Below are 19,603 nucleotides of genomic sequence, written 5' to 3' on the forward strand. Positions count from 1 at the left end.
GATCTACCACGTTGAATGCGAATCCTCCATGCACCAATCTGGTGATAGACAACGACGTCTCACAGGAGGAGAAGATCATGCGCAGCACCCACGTCGTGGTGATCGGCTCGGGATTCGGCGGCCTCGCCGCCGCGAAGCAGCTCGCGAAGTCGGGCATCGAGACCACCCTCATCTCGGCGAACGGCACCCACCTCTTCCAGCCCCTGCTGTACCAGGTGGCCACCGGCGTCACCGCCGGCGCGCGCATCGCCCCGCCCATCGCGCAGGTGCTCCGCCGCAAGCGCACCGTCGACGTGGTCACGGGCTACGTCACCGAGGTCGACGCCGCGCGCAAGATCGTCACCTACGCCACCGAGGACGGCATCGAGCGGATCGGCTACACCTACCTCGTCGTCGCCGCCGGTGCCGCGCAGGCGTACTTCGGCCACGACGAGTGGGAGAGCCGCACCTTCGCCCTGAAGACCCTCGAGGACGCCGAGAACCTGCGCGAGCGCCTGCGCGCCGCGTTCGCCGCGCCGGCGGAGAGCCCCGCGCGCACCGTCGTGGTGGTCGGCGCCGGCGCCACCGGCGTCGAGGTGGCCGGGCAGGTCGCCGAGCTCGCCCGCCGGTTCCACGACGACGCCGCGATCCGCATCCACCTGGTCGAGGGCGCCGACGATGTGCTGCCCTTCTACGGCGGCACCCTCTCGGGCTACACCCGTGCCGCGCTGGAGAAGGCCGGCGTCGTCGTGCACACCGGCACTGTCGTCACCGCGATCGAGGACGGCGTGGTCACCGTGAAGGACGCCGCCGGCGCCGAGCGCGAGATCCCGGCGGGCACCGTCGTCTGGTCGGCGGGCGTCAAGGCGACCCCGCTGGCCGGGGTGATCGCCGAGGCCACGGGCTGCGAGACCGACCGCAACGGCCGCCTCCTCATCAATCGCGACCTCACGGTCGGCGGCCGCGCGGACGTCTTCGCCCTCGGTGACATGACGAACCTGAACGGCCTGCCCGGGCAGAGCCCCGTCGCCATGCAGCAGGGGCGCCACGCCGCCGACGTGATCCGCGGGAAGAAGGCCCCGGCACGCACTTCCGCTACCTGGACAAGGGCAGCATGGCGATGATCGACACCCCGCACGCGGTGGTCCAGCCGCCGCTCGGCCTGCCGGGCCTCACCGGCATCGTCGCCTGGGCGGGCTGGCTGGCCGTGCACCTGTACTACCTGGCGGGCATGGGCCATCGCGCCGCGGTGCTCCGGGACTGGCTGCGCGCCTTCGCCGGCACGGCCCGGCCCGGGTTCGCCGCCACCGTCGGGCTGCCCGACGGTGCGCCGACGGTCACCGTCGGGCCCGCGGAGGCGAGGGAGGCGCTACCCGGCGGACTTGGCGTTGCCGGCGCGCCAGACGCTCCACGGGATGTTCCAGTCGCCTAGCCCGTCGACCCCCTCGAGGGTGGGGCCCTGGGTGTCGGTGACCTTCACGATGTCGCCGCGCTTGGTGTTCTGCAGGAACCACAGCGCGTTCTCGGTGCTCACGTTGAGGCAGCCGTGGCTCACGTTGGTGGAGCCCTGCTGGTTCACCGACCACGGGGCGCTGTGCAGGTAGATGCCGCTGTAGGACATCTGGACCGCGTAGTCGACCAGGGTGCGGTACCCGTTGGGGGAGTTCACCGGCACGCCGTAGGTGGACGAGTCCATGATCATGTTCTGGCGATGATCGCCGATGAGGTACACGCCGTTCGGGGTCTCGTTGCCGGGGCCGCCCATCGACGTGGGCATGGTCTTGATGAGCTTGCCGTTCTTCGTGACTCGGACGATCTTGTCCTTGTCGGACACGGTGGTGATCACCTCGTCGCCCACGGTGAACCGGGTGGAGGCGTCCTTCTGGCCGAAGGTGCCGCCGCCGAGGTCCACGCCGTAGATCTTCACGTCCACGCTGACCTTGGTGCCCGGCTTGAAGTAGCTCTCCGGGCGCCAGCGCACCTCGGACGGGCTGATCCAGTAGAAGGCGCCCTCGACCTGCGGGGAGGTGGACACCGTGATGGCGCGTTCGGCCGCGACGCGGTCGGTGATGCGCTCGTCGAACTTCACGCCCACTGTCTGCCCGACGCCCACCGTCGAGTTGTCGGCCGTGGTGAAGTAGGCCTGGGTGAGGTTCGCGGGCGACTCGGTGCTGAAGGTGGAGTTCGCCACGTTCACGCCGCCCACGCCGTTCGCCTCCGCGCGCAGCTTGTACTGCTTGTTGTAGCCCAGCGGCTCGGTATTGCTCCAGGACTTGCCGTCGTCCGAGAGCTTGCCCGAGACCTCCTTGCCGTCCGGGTTCGTCATGACCACCTTGGCGAGCGTGCCGCCCGCGACGGAGACCTTCACCGGCACGCCGGGCTGCACGTTGACCGCGCCGTTCTGGACGCTGGAGGTGATCTGCGGGCGCAGCAGGTCGAAGAAGGGGTCGAGTCCGTGATCTTCTGGCCTGCGTCCGGCAGCGGCAGCGCATCGTTCGCGGCGGCGGTGCACCCCGCCACCAGCACCATCGCGGTGGCTGCGGCGACGACCGCGGTCAGGGCACGACGGGGTCCGGTGGGGCGGATGCGCATGGTTCTGCTCCAGAGGTTCATCGAGGGAGTCGGCGACGACCGATTGCGCCCGATTCTAACGGGGGTCGCGGTGGGTCGGGAAACGGTACGGTGCGGATGTGAGCGACGACGGTGACCGGCCGCAGGGCCCGTGGGGCGATAAGGGGTACAACAAGCTCGCGCTGGGCATCGCCCTCGGCGTGGTCATCGGTGCCGCGGTCGGGGCCTCGCTCGGAAACGCGGGGCTGGGCATCGGGGTGGGGCTGGCGCTCGGCATCGCCCTCGCGATGGCGTTCGGCTTCGGCGCGGGCAACGACGAGGACGGCGACGAATGACCACTCATCCCGACGAGTTGGCCGGCCTGACCGGTCTCTTCAGCGACCAGGAGCTGCAGATCGCCGCGTCGGTGCGCGCCCTGTGCGCCGCCGAGGTCGAACCGCACGTGGCCCGCTGGTTCGAGCAGGGCGAGCCGGACGACCCGCGCGGGCTCATGCGCAAGCTGGGGGACTTGGGCCTGCTGGGAATGCACCTGCAGGGGTACGGCTGCGCCGGCACCAGCGCCACGGAGTACGGACTCGCCTGCCTGGAGCTGGAGGCGTGCGACTCGGGGCTGCGGTCCATGGTCTCGGTGCAGGGCTCGCTGGCCATGTACGCGATCTGGCGGTGGGCGAGCGAGGAGGAGAAGCAGCGCTGGCTGCCCGGCATGGCCGCGGGCGAGATCATCGGCTGCTTCGGCCTCACCGAGCCCGACCACGGCTCCGACCCCGCCGCGATGCGCACCCGGGCGCGGCGGGACGGCGACGACTGGATCCTCGACGGCCGGAAGATGTGGATCACCAACGGATCCCTCGCCGGTGTCGCCGTGATCTGGGCGCAGACCGACGAGGGGATCCGCGGCTTCGCCGTGCCCACCGACACCGCCGGCTTCACGGCGAACACGATTCACCACAAGCTGTCGTTGCGCGCGTCGGTGACCTCCGAACTCGTGCTCGACGGTGTGCGCGTCCCCGGCTCCGCGGCCTTCCCCGAGGTGCGTGGCCTGCGCGGGCCGCTGTCCTGCCTGAGCGAGGCGCGATACGGCATCGTCTGGGGCGCAATGGGAGCCGCGCGGACGGCGATCGAGTGCGCGCAGCGGTACGCGACCGAGCGGGAGCAGTTCGGCCGGCCGATCGGCGGGTTCCAGCTGACCCAGCAGAAGCTGGCGGACATGACGGTGGAGTACGTCAAGGGCGTGCTGCTCGCGGTGCATCTGGGGCGTATGAAGGACGCGGGTTCGCTTCGGCCCGAACAGGTCTCGATCGGCAAGCTCAACAACGTGCGCGAGGCGATCGACATCTGCCGCACCGCGCGCACCATCCTGGGCGCCAACGGCATCTCGCTCGAGTACCCCGTGATCCGGCATGCGAACAATCTGGAGAGCGTGCTGACCTACGAGGGCACCGTGGAGATGCACACCCTGATCCTGGGACAGAAGCTGACCGGGCAAGACGCGTTCCGCTGACCCGCCCGCCCGGCTGTTTCGGGCTCAGAAACCGGGTCTGAACAGGCGATTTCATGTTTCCGGTATCGTCTTGCTAGAGTACTTCAGCACGCAAGCGAGCGGTACGGCTGGCGAAGCGCGCGCCATTAGCTCAATTGGCAGAGCAGCTGACTCTTAATCAGCGGGTTCGGGGTTCGAGTCCCTGATGGCGCACAGTAAGTATAGAAGAGGCGGGGCCCACGGGCCTCTTTCGTTTCCTGCGTCGGAGGGCGCGAAGTCGGACCCTGAAATCCCATAGCCGTCCGCCGGCCCCGCGTGCCACTATCACCGGATGCCTGACCTCTGCGACTGCGACCGTCGCGACCATGCCGACTCGCCCGACGGGCACTGCCTAAACTTGTCTACCGCCGGCGAGGAGCCCGAGGACCAGTCGCTCGCCTGCTACACCCGCTGCGGCTGTTGCATGGCCGATTGCCCGGACGTGCACCCGACGCCGACGCCGGGCTTCTTCGACCCGGCGCCGGGCAGCGTGACGTTCGCCGCCGAGTACGTTGCGACGCTGCCGGCCGACGACCAGGAGCAGCTGCGGGCGCGGGAGACGGCAGGGGACATCCGGATTCGGCCACGTGCCGAGTCGACCCCGGAGGCGATGCGCGACATCAGGATCCTTCGCACCGCCCGTAAGCACATGCGGGACGGGGACGAGGCGTGAAGCTGTTCGTCGACGACCTGCGCGACCCGCCTGAGGCCACCTGGACCGTCGCGCGCACCAGCGCCGAGGCGTTGGAGATCCTGCAGTCCGGCGCCCAGGTCGATGAGCTGAGCCTGGACCACGACCTCGGCGGTGAGGACACGAGCCGGCCGATCGTGCTGTGGTTGGCCGAGCAGGATCGGTGGCCGGCGGTCGTGCGCGTGCACTCCGCGAACCCGGTCGGTGTGGAGTGGCTCACCGGCATGGTCGAGCGGTACGGACCCGGGGTGACGCGGTGACTAGGGTTCCGGCGACGTGCAGCTCGTTCACCTGTACCGCTGCGATAAGGGATCGCCCAGTCACTGCGTCGCCTGCTTCGGTGAGCGGCAGCGGGTGGGGCCGTTGAAGCAACGACGAAAGCCCGTCGCCTCAACGAGGAAACGGGGCTTTCGTCGCTCGATCTACCGTGTGTACAGGGTTGCGATCTCGGGCTCGGGCGCTGGCACGTTCGGCACGACCTTCTCCCTCCAGTCCGGATCGAACACCACTCCGTCCACTTTGGTTGCGTGCAGGACATTGGCGCCGACACCGACCAGGTCTCGAGACGCACTGCGCGGCGGCGAGAACGTCACATCGAGCAGATCGTCCGGCCCAAGCGCGTTCTCTACGCGGTCGATTTGCAGACTCATGCCCCAATCGCCCTTAAGGTCGCCACCTCCGGGCGACCAGAGACGAATTTCGTACGCCAGATCGTACTCGCTGACGCCGAGTGCCACATCCTCGTCGTTCACCCGAACCTCGGGATCTTGAAGCTCGAAGGCAATCCGGGATGTCGCCTTTGCTCGCGTCTCCGCGCCGAAAAACCAACGATCCGGGATGGTGCCTGTTCCTGCGACAGTGGCAAGAAATTGATTGACTAAGTCTGCTGTATCCCCGCGTGATAGCTCACGTCTAGGCCACCAGAATCGAAGATTCCTGAAAAGCGCGTCGTTGCTCAAAACGTAACCCTTCCCTTCGGGGCAAAAATCACTTGCTTTGCTACTCCGGTGACACCGTTCAAAGCATGAGAAAATGCATCGCGACCTTCTGCTGTCGAAGTATACACGTGCAGCGGATAGCCGAGCTTTCCGGCTATTCTTGCCTCGGCGACTATATCGCTCGGCGTGGATGTGATGTAGGGCTTGAACTGCCCGCCCTCGATCACCGACGTATATCCGTCCTTCGCTTCTAGCAGTGCGCCGTTTGCGAAGCCGTCGAAGTTCTTGCCGCCCGCGTGATATACCCATCCGCGCTGAACGAACGTCACAGACTCCTCGTAATAGTCAGCGGATGGCCTGCCGGAGGGACCAACGTATCTCCATTGGCCCGGACCTCCATCAGTTTCACCCTGTATTGGGGTTCGCATCGGAACAACCTGCCCAGGGAGCTGGAATGTTGTTCCGTTCAGATTGGCTGTGTGCTGGCGAATGGATACGGCGTCGCCCGGCTTAAGTCCGGGAGCACCCCCACGGTTTGCCCCGCGACTACCGTACTAATGACTGACCGCGGCTTGCCGTTAACAGTTGCCGTCACCAGGCTGGCGATGGCCAATCCGTTCGGAGACATGTCTCGGAAGTAAATTGAGCCTGTCGCCTGATCCCAGACCAGCTGACCAGCGACATTTCCTTGGTTCGATGCCACGCCGATCGCTTCGCCGTCCATGAGGTGGATCGGTGCGTCACCACCGCCGTCGTTTCCGGGTCCCGGGGTGCCGCGAGGTGGCCCGGGAGGCGGATCGAGTTTCCGGGGTCGTTGTTGCCCGGGTTTGGGTCCGGGATTCGCCCGCCGCCGCCAGGGCCAGGCAACTGCACGGGTTTGCTGACTCTGGTGGCGTTCGTATACAGCGCCCGTGTCGCGTTCTCCGACACCACCTGTCCACTGCGAACAGCCGTGTCCGTCGTCTTCTTCCGTCGGTATGTCCCGATCACACTCGCCAGCTCCGCTGCCTGGTAGGGGATGCCGGAGTTCTTGTCGCGGTCCTCGTCGCTGCTGCGGGTGCGGTTCTCGTCGCGGTCGCGGGCCTTGCTTGAGGTCGTCGAGGTGGTGGTTTCGGGTGTCGGGGTCCGCAGCTGGGGCGTGGTGGTCTTCGGTGCCTGCGGGGTGGTGGCGACGGTGTTCGGGGCGGTGGCGACCGGGTTCTCCGCGGTCTGCGGCGGGTTGGCCTGCCCGGTCTGCGGTGCCTGCGGGGCCTGGGGCTGCTGGGTGGGGCCGCAGTTGAGGATGCAGGCGTTGGGGTCGGTCTGGTCGGGGGTCGGCATCGGCCGGGCGGTGCCCTGGAACCCGCTGCCGTTGCCCTGCGCCGGGGGCGGCATCAGTCCGGTGTTCGTGTCCGGCGGCACCGTGGTGTTCGGGGCTTGCGGGGCGGTGGTGTTGCCGCCGTTGCCCTGGGTGGGGCCGGGATCCTGGGTGGGCTGCGGACCGCAGGTCTGACTGCCGTCGGGGCACGGCGCCGCATTGGCCGGCGCATCGGACAGGCCGACGGGGAGCAGGATCAGCGCGGAGGCGATCCCGACGGCGCTGATCGCTGCGGCGACGCGCTGCCCGGTCGGGGCGGGGTCGTCGGTGCGCAGGTTCGGGTCGCTGTCCTGGAGTTCTCGGACGCCTTTCCAGAAGACGAGCCCAATGAGGCCGGAGATGAGGAAGTAGCCGAGGAACACGACCGGGACCGGGGTCCAGTACCGCGCCGGCCCAAAGGTCAGCAGGAACCCGAGGATCAGCAGCGCGGCGGCGCCGACGGTGATCGCCCACCAGCCGGCGCGGGTGATGCCGCGACCGCTGCGGGCGGCGTGCGCGGGCTTTCCTGCGGGTGGGGTGTCGTCACGGGCGACGGGGATCTGCGCCGTGTCGGGAGCCGGTTCGTGCTGTCCGGTCTCGTCGGATGGGGACGGCATGAGTCCTCGTTTCTGAAGAAGGAAGAAGGTGGAATCAACCCGGTCGACCGCCTACCCGCGGCTGGGTTCGGGATCGGCTGGGGATGCATTCACCAGAGCACGGTTTCTCGTCCGGCCTCAACCACCGGACGGGTCCGGACGGGTCCGGACGCCTATCTCTGCTGGCAGCGCCGTTTTTCGTTGCCGAACTGTGATGTTTGCGGGGCAGGTTCGGTGGTGTCCGGAGTGTCCGGTCCGGACGGTCCGGACGGCGTGTCGCCGGTTGAGTGGTCGGCGTGTCGCGATGCTGCGGTGTCACATCGTGGCCCAGCTGAGCAGGAAGGCCATGACCGCCAGTGCGGCGACGAGGACGACGATGACGCTCACCACGGCGACGGCGATGGGCTTGCGATCGACCTCACTTGCGAGCTCTGCCGCCGGGACGTCACCTGCGCTGTGCGCGGCGGCGGGGACATCCACCGATCGCCGCCAGGCCTCGTGCCACCGCTCGGGTGTCCAGTCGGTCACACCTGCTTCCATGTCACTTCCCTCCGCTGTGGTGATGCCGCCCGCCGTGATGCGCAGGTAGGCGATGACGGGTTCGAGGTCCTCGAATCGGGCCGGTACGTGCCTTCCAGACCGCCAGTCCGAGAGTCGCTGCTTCGACACACCCGCTGCTGCGTGCGCGACGGCGGCGAGGCTGGGGTTACCCGCCTCGTCGAACGCGCGCCGCAGCGCGAAGCGAGCTCGCCCCCGCCGCCGGGGATCGGCTCCGTCACTTCTGCACCAACTCGTAGAACTTCTGGACGTTCGACCAGAACAGCCACCCCGCCACCACCGTGATGACGAAGAAGCCGCCCCAGACCGGCCAGGCCCCGATCGCTTCGACCGCCCTGGGTAGGCGGGGGAGCGTGAACGCGCAGCAGACGATGATGACTGCGCCGGCGATCACTCCCACGGCGGCCTTCACGGCTTCGCCGCGCTCGGGCTCAGCCACGGGGACCTGCCGGGGCGGCCGAGGGCTTCGCCGGTGCCGGCTTGCCGGCCGGTGCCGGAGACGCCTTCGCAGCGGGTGCTGGCTTCGCGCTCGAGGCCGCGGGCTTCGCCGCCGAGGCAGGGTCCGGCTTCGCATTCGGCGCGGGTTTCGCGGCGGGTGCGGGCTTGACCTGCTCGCTTGTGCGTGCGGCGACGGCGGTGTTCGGGGTCGCCGCCAACGCGGGCGGGTTCGGATCGGCGCGGACCTTGGGCGGGTTCACCGGCGGATCGTTCGCATCCCGGCGCAGGGACAGCGGTGTCCCGTACGCGGTGGTGGAGATGTCGCCGTGATCGGTGGACAGTGTCGCGACCGCCCACATCACGATCTGCGCGGCCCAGCAGGCGTCCATCCGCACCATCGTCTCCCGGACCACGACGTACCCGGACTTGCCGGTCAACGACTTCTTGGCCAGGGCCTGCTCTTTCGATCCGCCCGCGGCGATGGTCCCCTGGATCGTCCCCGAAACGGTGGTGGTGCCGCCGCCGGTGCCGGAGATGCCTTCGGTGACGGAGGCGTTCACTGATCCGTTGCCCTGTCCGCCGTTCGAGCCGCCCTGACCGCCGGCGGTCACCCCTTGTTGAGATGACAACGAGGGGGTCAGCGAGTAGTTCCCGGCCTGCGAAAGGGTGCCGCCCAGCTGGATCTGCTGCGGCGACGCCCCGCACGCCAGAGTTGTGCCGACGGTGATCGTGGCGCTGCGGACCTTCACCTTCGGCGGCTTCTTCGGATCCTTGACCTCGATCACCGCCCGCCCGGCCATCGACAACGCCGCCTGATACGACTGCGGTGATCCACCCAGCGGAACCAGGCTGCGGGCGTTCATCCCGAACAACTCCGCCCGGACGATGAACCCGTCGGCGTCTTCCTGCGCTCGGGCCTTGTCCGCGAACACGCCCGTCCGGACCGCGCCCATCTTCGGCATCGGATCCGGCGCCACCGGATCGGCTGCGACCACACCACCGGCCAACGTGACCCCGGCGGCTACCACGACCGCGCCGACTTTGCGCATGTCCGCGCGCCGTAACCGGTCACGCTGCTGCGATTCAAGATTCCGCGCCGTTTCTCTCGGTTCACCTGCGTGTCCGCCATGCCGCCCCCTTGTAGCTCAGATTTACTTCAGTCACATACGCAACTTGGGTAACACTGAAGCAGCAGTCGAGGGTTTACACCAGTATCGTTATTGAATCGCAATGTAGGCAGTCAGGCTAACGACCACTGTGGAATCGCATATCCGCAGGCGGAGGGGGTGTTGCAACTCGCGCGCGTTGTGAATGTGATCTGTGCCATGGGTGTGCCGGTCGCGCCACACCTAGTCCGCGCGGCAGGTCATGCGCCACTGGAGCTTGACTCGGTTGCGCGGATAGTTGGCAAGCCTCGACCGATCAACTCAGTGAGAAGCTATCGGCTGGCGCCCGCCACCGATTCCCTAGCCGAAACACCTTCTGACCTGCCAACCCTCCGGCGCCGCCACGCGTCGCCTGCCAGAATCGGACGGTGAGCATCACCGAGATCGCCGGGTACCGCGTCGTCCGTCAGCTGGGTGCTGGCGGCATGGGGCAGGTGTTCCTAGTTCAGCACCCGCGGCTGCCGCGTCAGGACGCGCTGAAGCTTTTGGATGCCGGCGTCTCGCGCAACGATGACTTCAAGTCGCGGTTCCTGCGTGAAGCGGACCTGCTGGCGCAGCTGTCGCACCAGAACATCGTCACGCTGTACGACCGTGGCCAGTTCGAGGACCGGTTGTGGATCACGATGGAGTACGTCGACGGCACGGATGCGGCCGAGCTGGTGAAGGCGCACGGGGCGCTTGACCCGACCCTCGCGCTGGAACTGGTTACCGGGGCCGGGGCTGCCCTGGACTATGCGTGGCGCAAGCAGCGGATCACGCACCGGGACGTCAAGCCCGCGAACATCTTGCTCGGCGTGGACGGCGCCGAGCTCGAGGTGGTGAAGCTCGCGGACTTCGGCATCGCCAAGGCCGCAGGCGAGGCCACCTCGCTGACATCGACGGGCATCACCGTCGGGACGATGCAGTACATCAGCCCCGAGGCGATCGAGGGCGAGGACCTCGACAACTGCGCGGATATCTACTCGCTGGGTTGCACTGCGTTCCATCTGCTCACCGGGCAGCCACCGTTCACGGGCAAGTCGATCACCGCGTTGATGAACGCCCACCTGACGCAGGATGCGCCGTCGGTGGGCGAGGTGGCGCCACAGCTGCCGTCCGAGCTGGATGCGGTGTTCGCGAAGGTTCTGGCGAAGAGCCCGGGTGACCGGTACCAGAGCTGCGCGGAGTTCGTCGATGCGCTGCGCGCCGCGCTGGAGGATCAGCTCGGCGACACGCGCGCGATCGTGGTGCCGGCGGTGCCGAAGCGGGAGATCGCGCCGGACGCGGTGACCGAGTTGCGCCCCGCGACGGGGCAGACCGAGGCCGAGGCGACGCAGTTGCGACCTGCGGCGGAACCTGCTGCCCCGCTACGCAAGTCGAGGGTGGTGCCGATCCTGGCTGCTGTCGTCGCTGTGCTGGCGGTTGCGGCGACGGGGCTTGGCGTCTACGTCAGCCGGTCGGGTGAGGGGGAGCCGCCGGCGGCGGCGGTGACGAGCTCCATGACGACTGTGCCGCCGGTTCCGACGGTCACGGTGAGGGTAACACCGTCGACGACGACCGCGACCGCGGTGCCGACGACAGTGGTGCCGGTGACGACCTATACGACGCCGACGACTCAGGCGGTTGTTCAAGAGTACGAAGGCGGTTCTTGCACGCAAGCACAATGGAATGACAGGTCTCAGGACGGAACCCTGTTGTGCTACTCCAGGACCAGCACATGGTGGCGATTCATTTCACCGGCGCAGGTCGGAACTCGATGCTCGCCACAAGGAGCCAGAGTGAAGGTGACCAGCACCGACGGCATCGCGGTGTGCACCGTGCGCGGCGCAGGCGCATTGATCTGGGTCTGGTAGTTACTAGTCGGCTGACGGGGCCTATGTCGCCCACGACGCAAGGTAGTTCGGGAGATGCCCCAGTTTCGAGGACAGTTTGCAAGCCTCGACCGATCAGCTCAGTGAGACGAGCATGGACCGCCGTGCCCCCACGCTCTGTCCGTGCGCCGAAGCCTGCGCCGCCGCCCCGCCGACTACGCTGAAACGCCATGGGCAACGAGAACCTCACCGTAGGAGACCTGGCCGGCGTGGTGTACTCCTCGGGCAAGGTCTTCGACGGGCTGTCCACCGGCCGGCTCGACACGGAGAACTTCCTCCGCTCGGGCAACCTCGACGGCGTCACCTCCCGGCACGACCTCAACCTCCTCGAGGATCTGCGTGACGCCGCCCAGTACGTGATCGACAACCTGGGTGCCCGCGTGGACGTCGACTTCGTCCGCGGTCTCAACGCCACTCTCACTCGAAGCGGGTCGATCGAGCCCGGCAGGTTCCGCCGCGCCGACGCGGGCATCGGTGTTGACACGGTCTACGGCCGGCACGAGCCGCCTGCCCAGACTCACGCCACGCTGCAGGCCGTGATCGACGCCGCTCTCGGCCGGGCCGGCGTTCGCGAACAGGCGATCGCGCTGTTCGTCACGCTGGCGAAGGCGCAGCCCTTCGGGGACGGCAACAAGCGCACAGCCCTCTTCTCGGCCAACGCGGTGCTGCTCGGCTCTGGCGAAAGGATGGTATTGACCATCCCCGTCGACGCGACAGACCCCGATGTCGCGAGGAGTTCAGCGACCGCCTCGCTCGCGCCTACGTCGACGGCGAGAACGAGCCGGTTGAGGCAATGCTGCGCGAGCAGGGAATCACGGCGCTCTGACGCTGAGCGGGCTACCGACTGGCGTCCGCCACCGATTCCCTAGCCGAAACACCTTGTGGCCTGCCAACCCTCCGGTTCCCCTACACGCGTCGCCTGCCAGAATCGGACGGTGAGCATCTCAGAGATCGCCGGGTATCGCGTTGTCCGTCAACTCGGCGCGGGCGGGATGGGGCAGGTGTTCCTGGTTCAGCACCCTCGCCTCCCGCGTCAGGACGCGCTCAAGCTCCTGGACGCAGGGGTCTCGCGTAACGACGACTTCAAGCTCCGGTTCCAGCGAGAGGCGGACCTGCTGGCTCAGCTGTCGCACCAGAACATTGTCACGCTGCACGACCGTGGCCAGTTCGAGGACCGGTTGTGGATCACAATGGAGTACGTCGACGGCACCGATGCTGGCGAGCTCGTGAAGACGCACGGCGCGCTCGATCCGACTCTCGCGCTTGAGCTGATCACCGGGGCCGGTGCGGCGTTAGACTACGCGTGGCGCAAGCAGCGGATCACGCACCGGGATGTGAAGCCCGCCAACATCCTGCTCGGCGTCGACGGCGGCGAGCTCGAGGCGGTGAAGCTCGCGGACTTCGGCATCGCCAAGGCGGCAGGAGAGGCGACGTCGCTCACCAGTACCGGGATCACCGTCGGGACGATGCAGTACATCTCGCCGGAGGCGATCGAGGAGGACCTCGACAACCGCGCGGACATCTACTCGCTGGGCTGCACCGCGTTCCACCTGCTCACGAGCCGGCCCCGTACTCGGGCAAGTCGATCACCGCCCTGATGAACGCCCACCTGACGCAGACCCCGCCCCAGGTGAGCGAGGTCGCGCCGGAGCTACCGGCCGAGCTCGACGCGGTGTTCATGAAGGTGCTGGCGAAGAGCCCGAACGACCGGTACCAGTCGTGCGCGGAGTTCGTCGATGCGCTGCGGGCCGCGCTCGAGAATCAGCTCAGTGACACGCGCGTGATCGTGGTGCCAGCGGTGCCGAAGCGGGAGCTCGCACCGGATGCGGTGACGGAACTCCGGGCCACTGAACCGGACGCCGAGGCGACGCAGTTGCGAGCTGCGGCGGAACCCGCTGCCCTAGCGCGGAAGTCGCGCACCGTGCCGATCCTGGCGGCTGTCGTCGCGGTGCTGGCGGTCGCGGCGTCGGTGCTCGGTGTGTACGTCACCCGGTCAGGTTGGGGAGAGGCACCCGCTGCGGTAACCAGCTCAACGACGACGGTGCCGCCGGCACCGGTCGTGACTGTGAGCATGACGCCGCCGACGACAACCACCACGGTGTCTACGACGACGACGGAGCCGATCGTGACGACGACGTTGCGAGTGGTGCCTACTACTAACCCTCCTGCAGTCGCCCAGTCGGAAGTCGCGGGGGCGAACTGCAACCCGGGGATTCAGCAAGACTCGGCGGACGGAACGATGTATTGCAGCGGCCTTGACGGCGTGTGGATCAGCAAAACCGCCGAGCTCCGACCTCCGGTGCGAATCGGAACGGCCTGCTCGAGCCCAGGTGCTCAAGCGCCTGCGGCGGGACGAACGGCGAAGGTACCGCGATTTGCAAGATCGGCCCAACTGGCACCTACGCCTGGGGATAGCGCCTTGGGCACACGGGAGTTCGCACGCTGCGTCGCCGTTGTTGGCTCTATTGCGCAGGTCCTGGGATCGTGTTTCGAATGTCGCTACATGCGGCAACGCGTGCAGCTCAGCAGCACAGCGGGGTTTCCTCCGAGCAGGCACCGGGCGTACCTCCGGGCCGCGGCGCCCGACCGGACATTGCGCTCACCGAACGTTGAATCTTCTAATTTTAGCCGAACGAAGGTATTCTGGCGGCGAGTCTGGGGAGCAACCACCTCACCTGCCCACGCCAGCAGCGTTCTCCCCAGACTCTCACCCCCGCCGCTGATCGCGGTACTCGCTGGCCCCGGCGACGACGCTCATGCTTAGCTGGGCGCATGACCATCCCCGGAAACTCCGCCGCTCCCGGCGCCGCCGAGGTGCTCAGGCAGCCGGCTCATCAGGTCTCGCCCCGCGCGAAGACGTGGTGGACGGTGCGCGCCGCCCTGCGCTGGGCCGTGCTGATCATCCCGGTCGTCGTCGTGCTGGCCGTGATCCCCGCGGTCCCGTGGTTCTGGGCGCTCCTCGCCTTCGTGGTGCTCGCCGCGGCCGCCGCGGCGCACCTGATCGTGATGCCCCGGTTCCGGTACGCCTTCCACCGCTGGGAGATCAACGCGGTGGCGGTCTACTCCCAGGCGGGCTGGCTCACGCGCACCCGGGTGCTCATCCCGATCTCCCGGGTGCAGGTGATCGACACGGTGGCGGGGCCGCTGGAGCGCTCGTTCGGCCTCTCGACGGTGACGGTGACCACCGCTTCGTCCGCCGGCACCGTCCGGATCTCGGGCCTGCCCACCGAGACCGCCCAGTCGATCGCGGCGGGCCTCACCGTGAGCGCGGCGGAGGACACCGATGACGCGACCTGACGAGCAGTACTGGAACCGCCTGTCGGCGTGGGGGATCGGTACCCGCGTGATCAAGGCACTGCCCTCCCTGATCCCCGCCCTGATCGGCGTCTTCTTCGTGGGCCGCAGCGCCGGACCGGTGTTCTTCATCGTCGCCGGCCTCGCGCTCAGCGTGCTTGTGGGCCTCCTGCCGTGGCTCACCACCCGGTGGCGCGTCACCGACGATCAGCTCGAACTCCGGCACGGCCTGGTGCGCCGCATCTCCGCCACCGCCAGGCGCGACCGCATCCGCAGTGTCGACGTCACCGCCGGCCCGCTGGAGCGCGTCCTCGGCCTCCGCAAGGTGGTCGTCGGCACCGGCGTCGGGGGTAAGGAGTCGGCGCTCACGATCGACCCGATCCCCGCCGCGCAGGCCGAACAGCTCGGCCGGGACCTGTTGCGGCGCACCGCCGCGGATGCGGCACCGTCGGACCCGGCGACGGGCGCCGAGCAGCCCGAGCAACCGATCGCCCAGCCGGCCCCGGAGGAGGAACTGGCCCGGCTTCGGCCCGGGTGGATCCGCTTCGCGCCGTACTCGCTCACGGGTTTCGCGTTCGTGGCGGCCGGTGCGGGCATCGGGTTCCGCATCGTCGACGAGGCGGGGTTTCTCGAGCGCGGCTCGGACCTCGCCCGGTCGTGGCTGAGCGGTCTCATCGATCTCGGTGTGGCAGTGCTCGTCCCGCTGGGGCTGGTGGTGCTCGTCGCGCTGTCGATGGTGGTGTCGGTCGTGGCGTACGTGCTCGCGTTCTGGGGGTTCCGCCTGGTCCGTCGTCCCGACGGTGCGCTCCACACCACCCGGGGCCTCATCTCCACCGTGGCGGCCACGATCGAACGCAAGCGCGTGCGCGGGATCCAGCTGCACGAGCCGGTTCTCATGCGACTGCCCGGCGGCGCGAAGCTCAAGGCGATCGCCACCGGCACCGACCGCAACCCCACGCTGCTGCCGCCGGCGCCGCGCGGAGGCGGTGCGCGTGGCGGACGACGTGCTCGGCCGGCCGGGCGCGACGGAGTCGGGCCTGCAGCCGCACGGCCGGGCGGCCCTGCGCCGCAGGTACACCCGTGCGGTGATCGGCTCGGCGGTCTGCGCGGCGCCGTTCGCGGCCCTGGCGATCGCGATGCTCGTCGCGGAACGCCGCGACGACGTGTCCGGCGTGCCGGCCGGGTGGTGGGTGGTGCCCGCGGCGCTCGCGGTCGCCGTTCTGGCGCTGGCGGTTCCGCTGGCCCGGATCCGCTACGCGCACCTCGGCTCGGCCGTCCACGGCGGCATCACGGTGCTGGGGTCGGGCACGCTGGCGCGCACCCGCACCGTCCTCGAGTCCGACGGGGTGGTCGGCTTCGTCACCACGGAGACGTTCTTCCAGCGGCGCGCCGGCGTCGCGACGCTGCACATCGCCACGGCCGCAGGGGCGTTCGGGGCGACCGACGTGACGCCCGCGCGCGCGGCGGAGACGGCGCGCACCGTCGAACCCGCGATCGTGACGTCCTTCCTGACCGGTCCCGGGGAGTGAGGGGGTGCCCTGCGGTCAGCGGGGCGTGAGCCGGTACAGCTTGATGGTGCGGCCGCCGGCCCAGTTCACGTAGTCGTCGTACGCCGGCCACACCGCGGTGACGGCGGGCCACAACCGCTTCCGGTCGGCCTCGGTGACGCGCTTGGCGCGCACGGGGATCCGGCGCGTGCCCAGCAGCACCTCGGCGTCCGGCGTGGCCTCCAGGTTGTACGACCACGCCGGATGGTGCTCCTGCCCGAAGTTCGAGGCGATCACCACGAAGTCGGCTCCGTCGCGCACGTACAGCAGCGGCACCGCCCGGGCGACGCCGCTGCGCCTGCCCACCGTGGTCAGCGTGAGCTGGGGAGCAGGGCCTCGGGCACGAGATGCACACGCCCGCCGGTGATCCGCGTGATGGCCTTGTCGAGCGGGACCGTCGCGCGGATCGCGCGCGACACGGCGCGGTGCCGGCCGAGCTGGAGGAACCGGGCCTTGAGATCGTCGGTGATCGCCATGGCGGCAGTGTAGTGACCGCTGGTGCCGGACGCCGGGCTATCGCGTGGCGAGCTGTGCGCCACCGGCGGCGCGCAGCACCGCGTTCAGCGAGTAGTACTGCGTGAGACGTTCGGTGACCCGGCCGGAATCCCTGTCGGTCAACGTGACCGCGTCGGTGATGATGCCGATCGCGGCGTTGTCGGTGGTGCGGATCAGCGGCCCGCCGCTGTCGCCCTGGGTGGTCACGATGTCGGCGACCACCCAGTCGTTCATCACCTTGGTGACCTTGCCGCACCGTCGGCCGTTGACGGAGCCCAGCTGGCACACCGGATCCCCGACACGGGCGGTGCCCACCGACCGCGGGGCCATTCCGGGTGCGGAGGCCAGCAGCTTCACGGAGTCGTCCGTCAGCCGGAAGGTGGCCCAGTCCGGGCCGAACGGGTCCACGGGGGAGTAGTGCCCCGGGCGGTTCGGATCCTCCTTGACCTTGGGAGACGCCGACTGCACGACCTCGCCCACGATCCACTTCTTCACGCCCACGGGCTGCTGCGGCGCGCCGCAGTGCCCCGCGGTCACGCCCAGGCGCTCGCCGTTCGGCGCGTTCACCGCGAATCCCATGGTGCACTGCAGAGATTCGAAGCGGCCGCCGCCCAGGAGCGCTGCAGGATGTCGATGCGGTCACCCGGGGCGACCGACTTGGGAGCCGGCGTCCGGGTCGGCGCGGCGGCCGGGCTCGAGGGCGCCTGCGACGTGCGCGGGGTGCTCGGCTTCGGCGTACCGGGCTTGGCCGGAGCGCTGGGCTTCGGGGTGGCCGGCGCGCCGGGCTTCGGCGACGGGGCCGGGGTCGGCGTGGGAGCCGCGCTCGCCACGGCGGGAACGAGCAGGGCGCCGGACACCGCGACGGTGACCACCCCGATCGATCCTCGTCGCAGTGCCTGGGCGAGGCGCGTCCGGTCGGCCAAGGTCGATCCCCCTACGGTCTCGGTCGTGAATCGGCGCGAGTGGAAAGCGCCACAGAAAATCGTGGCCGAGCCTACCATTCCGCTTGACTGACTTCGAGCGAGATCAGTGTGCTGAAATGGGCTTTCGTTACACGCATAGACCATGCACGAACAGCCAGTTTCGGTTCTCGGACGTAAGGGAGACACCCGTGTCGGACCAGACCTACCAGACGATTGCAGTAACCCTGTACTTCGCGGCAATGCTGTACATCGGTTGGAGCGCGTACCGCAAGACGAAGGACAACCTCGACGAGTACATGCTCGCCGGGCGAGGGCTCAAACCCTGGGTCGCGGCGCTGAGCGCCGGCGCGTCGGACATGTCCGGCTGGCTGCTCATGGGGTTGCCCGGCGCGATCTACGCGGGCGGGCTCGTCGAGTCGTGGATCGCGATCGGCCTCACGATCGGCGCCTGGCTGAACTGGAAGTTCGTCGCGCCGCGCCTGCGCTCGTACACCGAGGTCGCGGGCAACTCGATCACCATCCCCAGCTTTCTCGAGCACCGGCTGCGTGACAGCTCGCGGTCGCTGCGCATCGTCTGCGGCCTCATCATCCTGGTCTTCTTCACGTTCTACGTCTCGAGCGGCATGGTCGCCGCCGGTAAGTTCTTCGACAGCACCTTCGGGGTGCAGTACATGCACGGCATGCTCATCGTCGCCGTGGTCACCATGGTCTACACGCTGTTCGGCGGCTTCCTCGGTGCCACCCTCACCGACGTGGCGCAGGGCCTGCTGATGCTGGCGGCGCTGATCGCGGTGCCGATCGTCGCGCTGATCGAGGTCGGCGGACCGTCCGTCACGATCGACACCGTCGATCAGGTCAACCCGAACTTCTTCAGCCTGTTCGCCGGAGGAACCTTCCTCGGCATCGTCTCGGCGGCCGCCTGGGGCCTCGGCTACTTCGGCCAGCCGCACATCATCGTCCGCTTCATGGCGCTGCGCTCGCCGCAGGAGGCTTCGACGGCGCGCCGCTTCGGCATCAGCTGGATGGTCGCCACCGCCCTCGGCGCGATCTCCACCGCCTTCATCGGCATCGCCTACTTCGCACTCCACCCCGAGAAGGCGCCGAAGGACTCCGAGACGGTGTTCCTCGTGCTCGCGCAGATCCTGTTCCACCCCTTCGTCGCCGGGCTCGTCCTCGCCGCGGTGCTCGCCGCGATCATGTCCACGGTGTCGTCGCAGTTGGTGGTGTGCTCGTCCGCCCTGGTGGAGGACCTGTTCAAGATCTTCGCGGAGAAGACGGGCCGAGCCGCGGAGATCTCGGACAAGACGTACGTCCTGCTCGGTCGGCTCGGCGTGCTCGTCGTCGCGGTGATCGCGGTGCTGCTCGCGATCGACCCGTCCGACAGTATCCTCGAACTCGTCGGGTTCGCGTGGGCCGGTTTCGGGGCCTCGTTCGGCCCGATCGTGATCCTCGCCCTGTTCTGGCGCAAGCTCTCCACCGCGGGAGCGCTGGCCGGCCTCGTCGTGGGCGCGGCGGTCGCGTTCGTCTGGGGCCAGTGGCCGCCGTTCGAGCTCTACGAGATCGTGCCCGGCTTCGTCGCCAATCTGGTGGTCGCGGTCGGTGTCAGCCTCGCCACCCACAAGCCCGACGGTGCCGTCGACGCCGAGTTCGACCGGGCGACCACGCTCGCGTCGCGGGCCCCGGCCTGAGTCCAGGGGAGCCG

24 protein-coding genes, 1 tRNA gene and 1 pseudogene are annotated in these 19,603 nt (G+C 68.6%); 15 read left to right on the top strand and 11 right to left on the bottom strand.

All coding sequences use genetic code 11. The features are described from left to right. Positions 1–77: 77 nt before the first annotated feature. A complete protein-coding gene (locus tag MTP03_RS06680; RefSeq protein ID WP_371820908.1) occupies positions 78–1,103 on the top strand; it encodes an NAD(P)/FAD-dependent oxidoreductase in 1,026 nt (341 codons plus the stop codon). Beyond that, on the top strand, positions 1,094–1,411 hold the full coding sequence (locus tag MTP03_RS23475; protein ID WP_371820909.1) for a hypothetical protein: 318 nt from the start codon (positions 1,094–1,096) through the stop codon (positions 1,409–1,411). Before MTP03_RS06680 ends, MTP03_RS23475 begins: the two co-directional genes overlap by 10 nt. Here MTP03_RS23475 and MTP03_RS06685 read toward each other — a convergent pair. Next, positions 1,349–2,491 (bottom strand): Ig-like domain-containing protein, encoded by a 1,143-nt coding sequence (locus MTP03_RS06685; protein WP_248491288.1) that lies wholly within the window; start codon positions 2,489–2,491, stop codon positions 1,349–1,351. The two genes, MTP03_RS23475 and MTP03_RS06685, sit on opposite strands and share 63 nt — an antisense overlap. A 178-nt stretch (positions 2,492–2,669) precedes the next feature. Between MTP03_RS06685 and MTP03_RS06690 the strand changes: the two genes are divergently transcribed. From MTP03_RS06690 to MTP03_RS06710, 5 genes are all read left to right on the top strand, one after another. Further along, entirely contained in the window at positions 2,670–2,885 is a 216-nt protein-coding gene (locus MTP03_RS06690; protein WP_248491289.1) for a hypothetical protein, read from the top strand. After that, complete coding sequence (locus MTP03_RS06695) at positions 2,882–4,051, top strand: acyl-CoA dehydrogenase family protein (protein ID WP_248491290.1); 1,170 nt, start codon at positions 2,882–2,884, stop codon at positions 4,049–4,051. Before MTP03_RS06690 ends, MTP03_RS06695 begins: the two co-directional genes overlap by 4 nt. A gap of 119 nt (positions 4,052–4,170) precedes the next feature. Then, positions 4,171–4,243 (top strand) — tRNA-Lys (locus tag MTP03_RS06700). 184 nt (positions 4,244–4,427) lie between these two features. Beyond that, positions 4,428–4,742 (top strand): hypothetical protein, encoded by a 315-nt coding sequence (locus tag MTP03_RS06705; RefSeq protein ID WP_248491291.1) that lies wholly within the window; start codon positions 4,428–4,430, stop codon positions 4,740–4,742. Further along, complete coding sequence (locus MTP03_RS06710; protein WP_248491292.1) at positions 4,739–5,020, top strand: cyclic-phosphate processing receiver domain-containing protein; 282 nt, start codon at positions 4,739–4,741, stop codon at positions 5,018–5,020. The genes MTP03_RS06705 and MTP03_RS06710 overlap by 4 nt, the downstream gene beginning before the upstream one ends. 162 nt (positions 5,021–5,182) lie before the next feature. Here MTP03_RS06710 and MTP03_RS06715 read toward each other — a convergent pair whose 3' ends face one another. From MTP03_RS06715 to MTP03_RS06740, 6 genes are all read right to left on the bottom strand, one after another. Then, a complete protein-coding gene (locus tag MTP03_RS06715; protein ID WP_248491294.1) occupies positions 5,183–5,719 on the bottom strand; it encodes a hypothetical protein in 537 nt (178 codons plus the stop codon). Further along, positions 5,716–6,027, bottom strand: a complete 312-nt coding sequence (locus MTP03_RS06720) for a hypothetical protein (protein ID WP_248491295.1) — start codon at positions 6,025–6,027, stop codon at positions 5,716–5,718. Before MTP03_RS06720 ends, MTP03_RS06715 begins: the two co-directional genes overlap by 4 nt. 262 nt (positions 6,028–6,289) lie before the next feature. After that, positions 6,290–7,651, bottom strand: coding sequence for a cytochrome b/b6 domain-containing protein (locus MTP03_RS06725; RefSeq protein ID WP_248491297.1), 1,362 nt, complete (start codon positions 7,649–7,651; stop codon positions 6,290–6,292). Positions 7,652–7,945: 294 nt separating this feature from the next. Next, positions 7,946–8,299, bottom strand: a complete 354-nt coding sequence (locus MTP03_RS06730; protein ID WP_248491299.1) for a hypothetical protein — start codon at positions 8,297–8,299, stop codon at positions 7,946–7,948. Positions 8,300–8,405: 106 nt separating this feature from the next. Beyond that, a complete protein-coding gene (locus tag MTP03_RS06735; protein WP_248491300.1) occupies positions 8,406–8,627 on the bottom strand; it encodes a hypothetical protein in 222 nt (73 codons plus the stop codon). Next, the gene (locus MTP03_RS06740; protein WP_248491301.1) at positions 8,620–9,675 is read right to left on the bottom strand and encodes an MspA family porin; all 1,056 of its coding nucleotides are present in this window, start codon (positions 9,673–9,675) and stop codon (positions 8,620–8,622) included. The genes MTP03_RS06735 and MTP03_RS06740 overlap by 8 nt, the downstream gene beginning before the upstream one ends. 485 nt (positions 9,676–10,160) lie before the next feature. Between MTP03_RS06740 and MTP03_RS06745 the strand changes: the two genes are divergently transcribed. From MTP03_RS06745 to MTP03_RS06770, 7 genes and pseudogenes are all read left to right on the top strand, one after another. Then, positions 10,161–11,624 (top strand): serine/threonine-protein kinase, encoded by a 1,464-nt coding sequence (locus tag MTP03_RS06745; RefSeq protein ID WP_248491303.1) that lies wholly within the window; start codon positions 10,161–10,163, stop codon positions 11,622–11,624. Positions 11,625–11,812: 188 nt separating this feature from the next. Next, positions 11,813–12,511 carry a Fic family protein gene (locus MTP03_RS06750; RefSeq protein WP_248491304.1) on the top strand — a complete coding sequence of 233 codons (699 nt, stop codon included), beginning with the start codon at positions 11,813–11,815 and terminating at the stop codon, positions 12,509–12,511. A 66-nt stretch (positions 12,512–12,577) separates the two neighbouring features. After that, entirely contained in the window at positions 12,578–13,240 is a 663-nt protein-coding gene (locus tag MTP03_RS06755) for a serine/threonine-protein kinase (protein ID WP_248491306.1), read from the top strand. Then, complete coding sequence (locus tag MTP03_RS06760; RefSeq protein ID WP_248491307.1) at positions 13,240–14,406, top strand: hypothetical protein; 1,167 nt, start codon at positions 13,240–13,242, stop codon at positions 14,404–14,406. Before MTP03_RS06755 ends, MTP03_RS06760 begins: the two co-directional genes overlap by 1 nt. Before the next feature lie 8 nt (positions 14,407–14,414). Beyond that, complete coding sequence (locus tag MTP03_RS06765) at positions 14,415–14,939, top strand: PH domain-containing protein (protein ID WP_248491308.1); 525 nt, start codon at positions 14,415–14,417, stop codon at positions 14,937–14,939. Next, positions 14,926–15,279, top strand: a pseudogene (locus MTP03_RS23480) (PH domain-containing protein); the annotation flags it as partial. The gene MTP03_RS06765 and the pseudogene MTP03_RS23480, both read left to right, overlap by 14 nt. Positions 15,280–15,928: 649 nt before the next feature. Continuing rightward, positions 15,929–16,465, top strand: coding sequence for a PH domain-containing protein (locus MTP03_RS06770; RefSeq protein WP_248491310.1), 537 nt, complete (start codon positions 15,929–15,931; stop codon positions 16,463–16,465). A gap of 15 nt (positions 16,466–16,480) precedes the next feature. Here the strand turns inward: MTP03_RS06770 and MTP03_RS06775 are convergent, their stop codons facing one another. The 4 genes from MTP03_RS06775 to MTP03_RS06790 are packed head-to-tail and all read right to left on the bottom strand — an operon-like array spanning position 16,481 to position 17,901. Beyond that, complete coding sequence (locus MTP03_RS06775; RefSeq protein WP_248491311.1) at positions 16,481–16,789, bottom strand: nitroreductase/quinone reductase family protein; 309 nt, start codon at positions 16,787–16,789, stop codon at positions 16,481–16,483. 5 nt (positions 16,790–16,794) lie between these two features. Further along, positions 16,795–16,959, bottom strand: coding sequence for a hypothetical protein (locus MTP03_RS06780; protein ID WP_248491312.1), 165 nt, complete (start codon positions 16,957–16,959; stop codon positions 16,795–16,797). Between the two features lie 37 nt (positions 16,960–16,996). Continuing rightward, a complete protein-coding gene (locus MTP03_RS06785; protein WP_248491313.1) occupies positions 16,997–17,545 on the bottom strand; it encodes a S1 family peptidase in 549 nt (182 codons plus the stop codon). Next, a complete protein-coding gene (locus tag MTP03_RS06790) occupies positions 17,542–17,901 on the bottom strand; it encodes a hypothetical protein (protein WP_248491314.1) in 360 nt (119 codons plus the stop codon). The genes MTP03_RS06785 and MTP03_RS06790 overlap by 4 nt, the downstream gene beginning before the upstream one ends. Before the next feature lie 188 nt (positions 17,902–18,089). Between MTP03_RS06790 and putP the strand changes: the two genes are divergently transcribed. Then, positions 18,090–19,589: a sodium/proline symporter PutP gene (gene putP / locus MTP03_RS06795; protein WP_256465229.1), complete on the top strand. Its 1,500-nt coding sequence runs from the start codon at positions 18,090–18,092 to the stop codon at positions 19,587–19,589. Positions 19,590–19,603 lie beyond the last annotated feature (14 nt).

It is taken from the genome of Tsukamurella sp. PLM1 (assembly GCF_023168325.1).
GTDB lineage: Bacteria > Actinomycetota > Actinomycetes > Mycobacteriales > Mycobacteriaceae > Tsukamurella.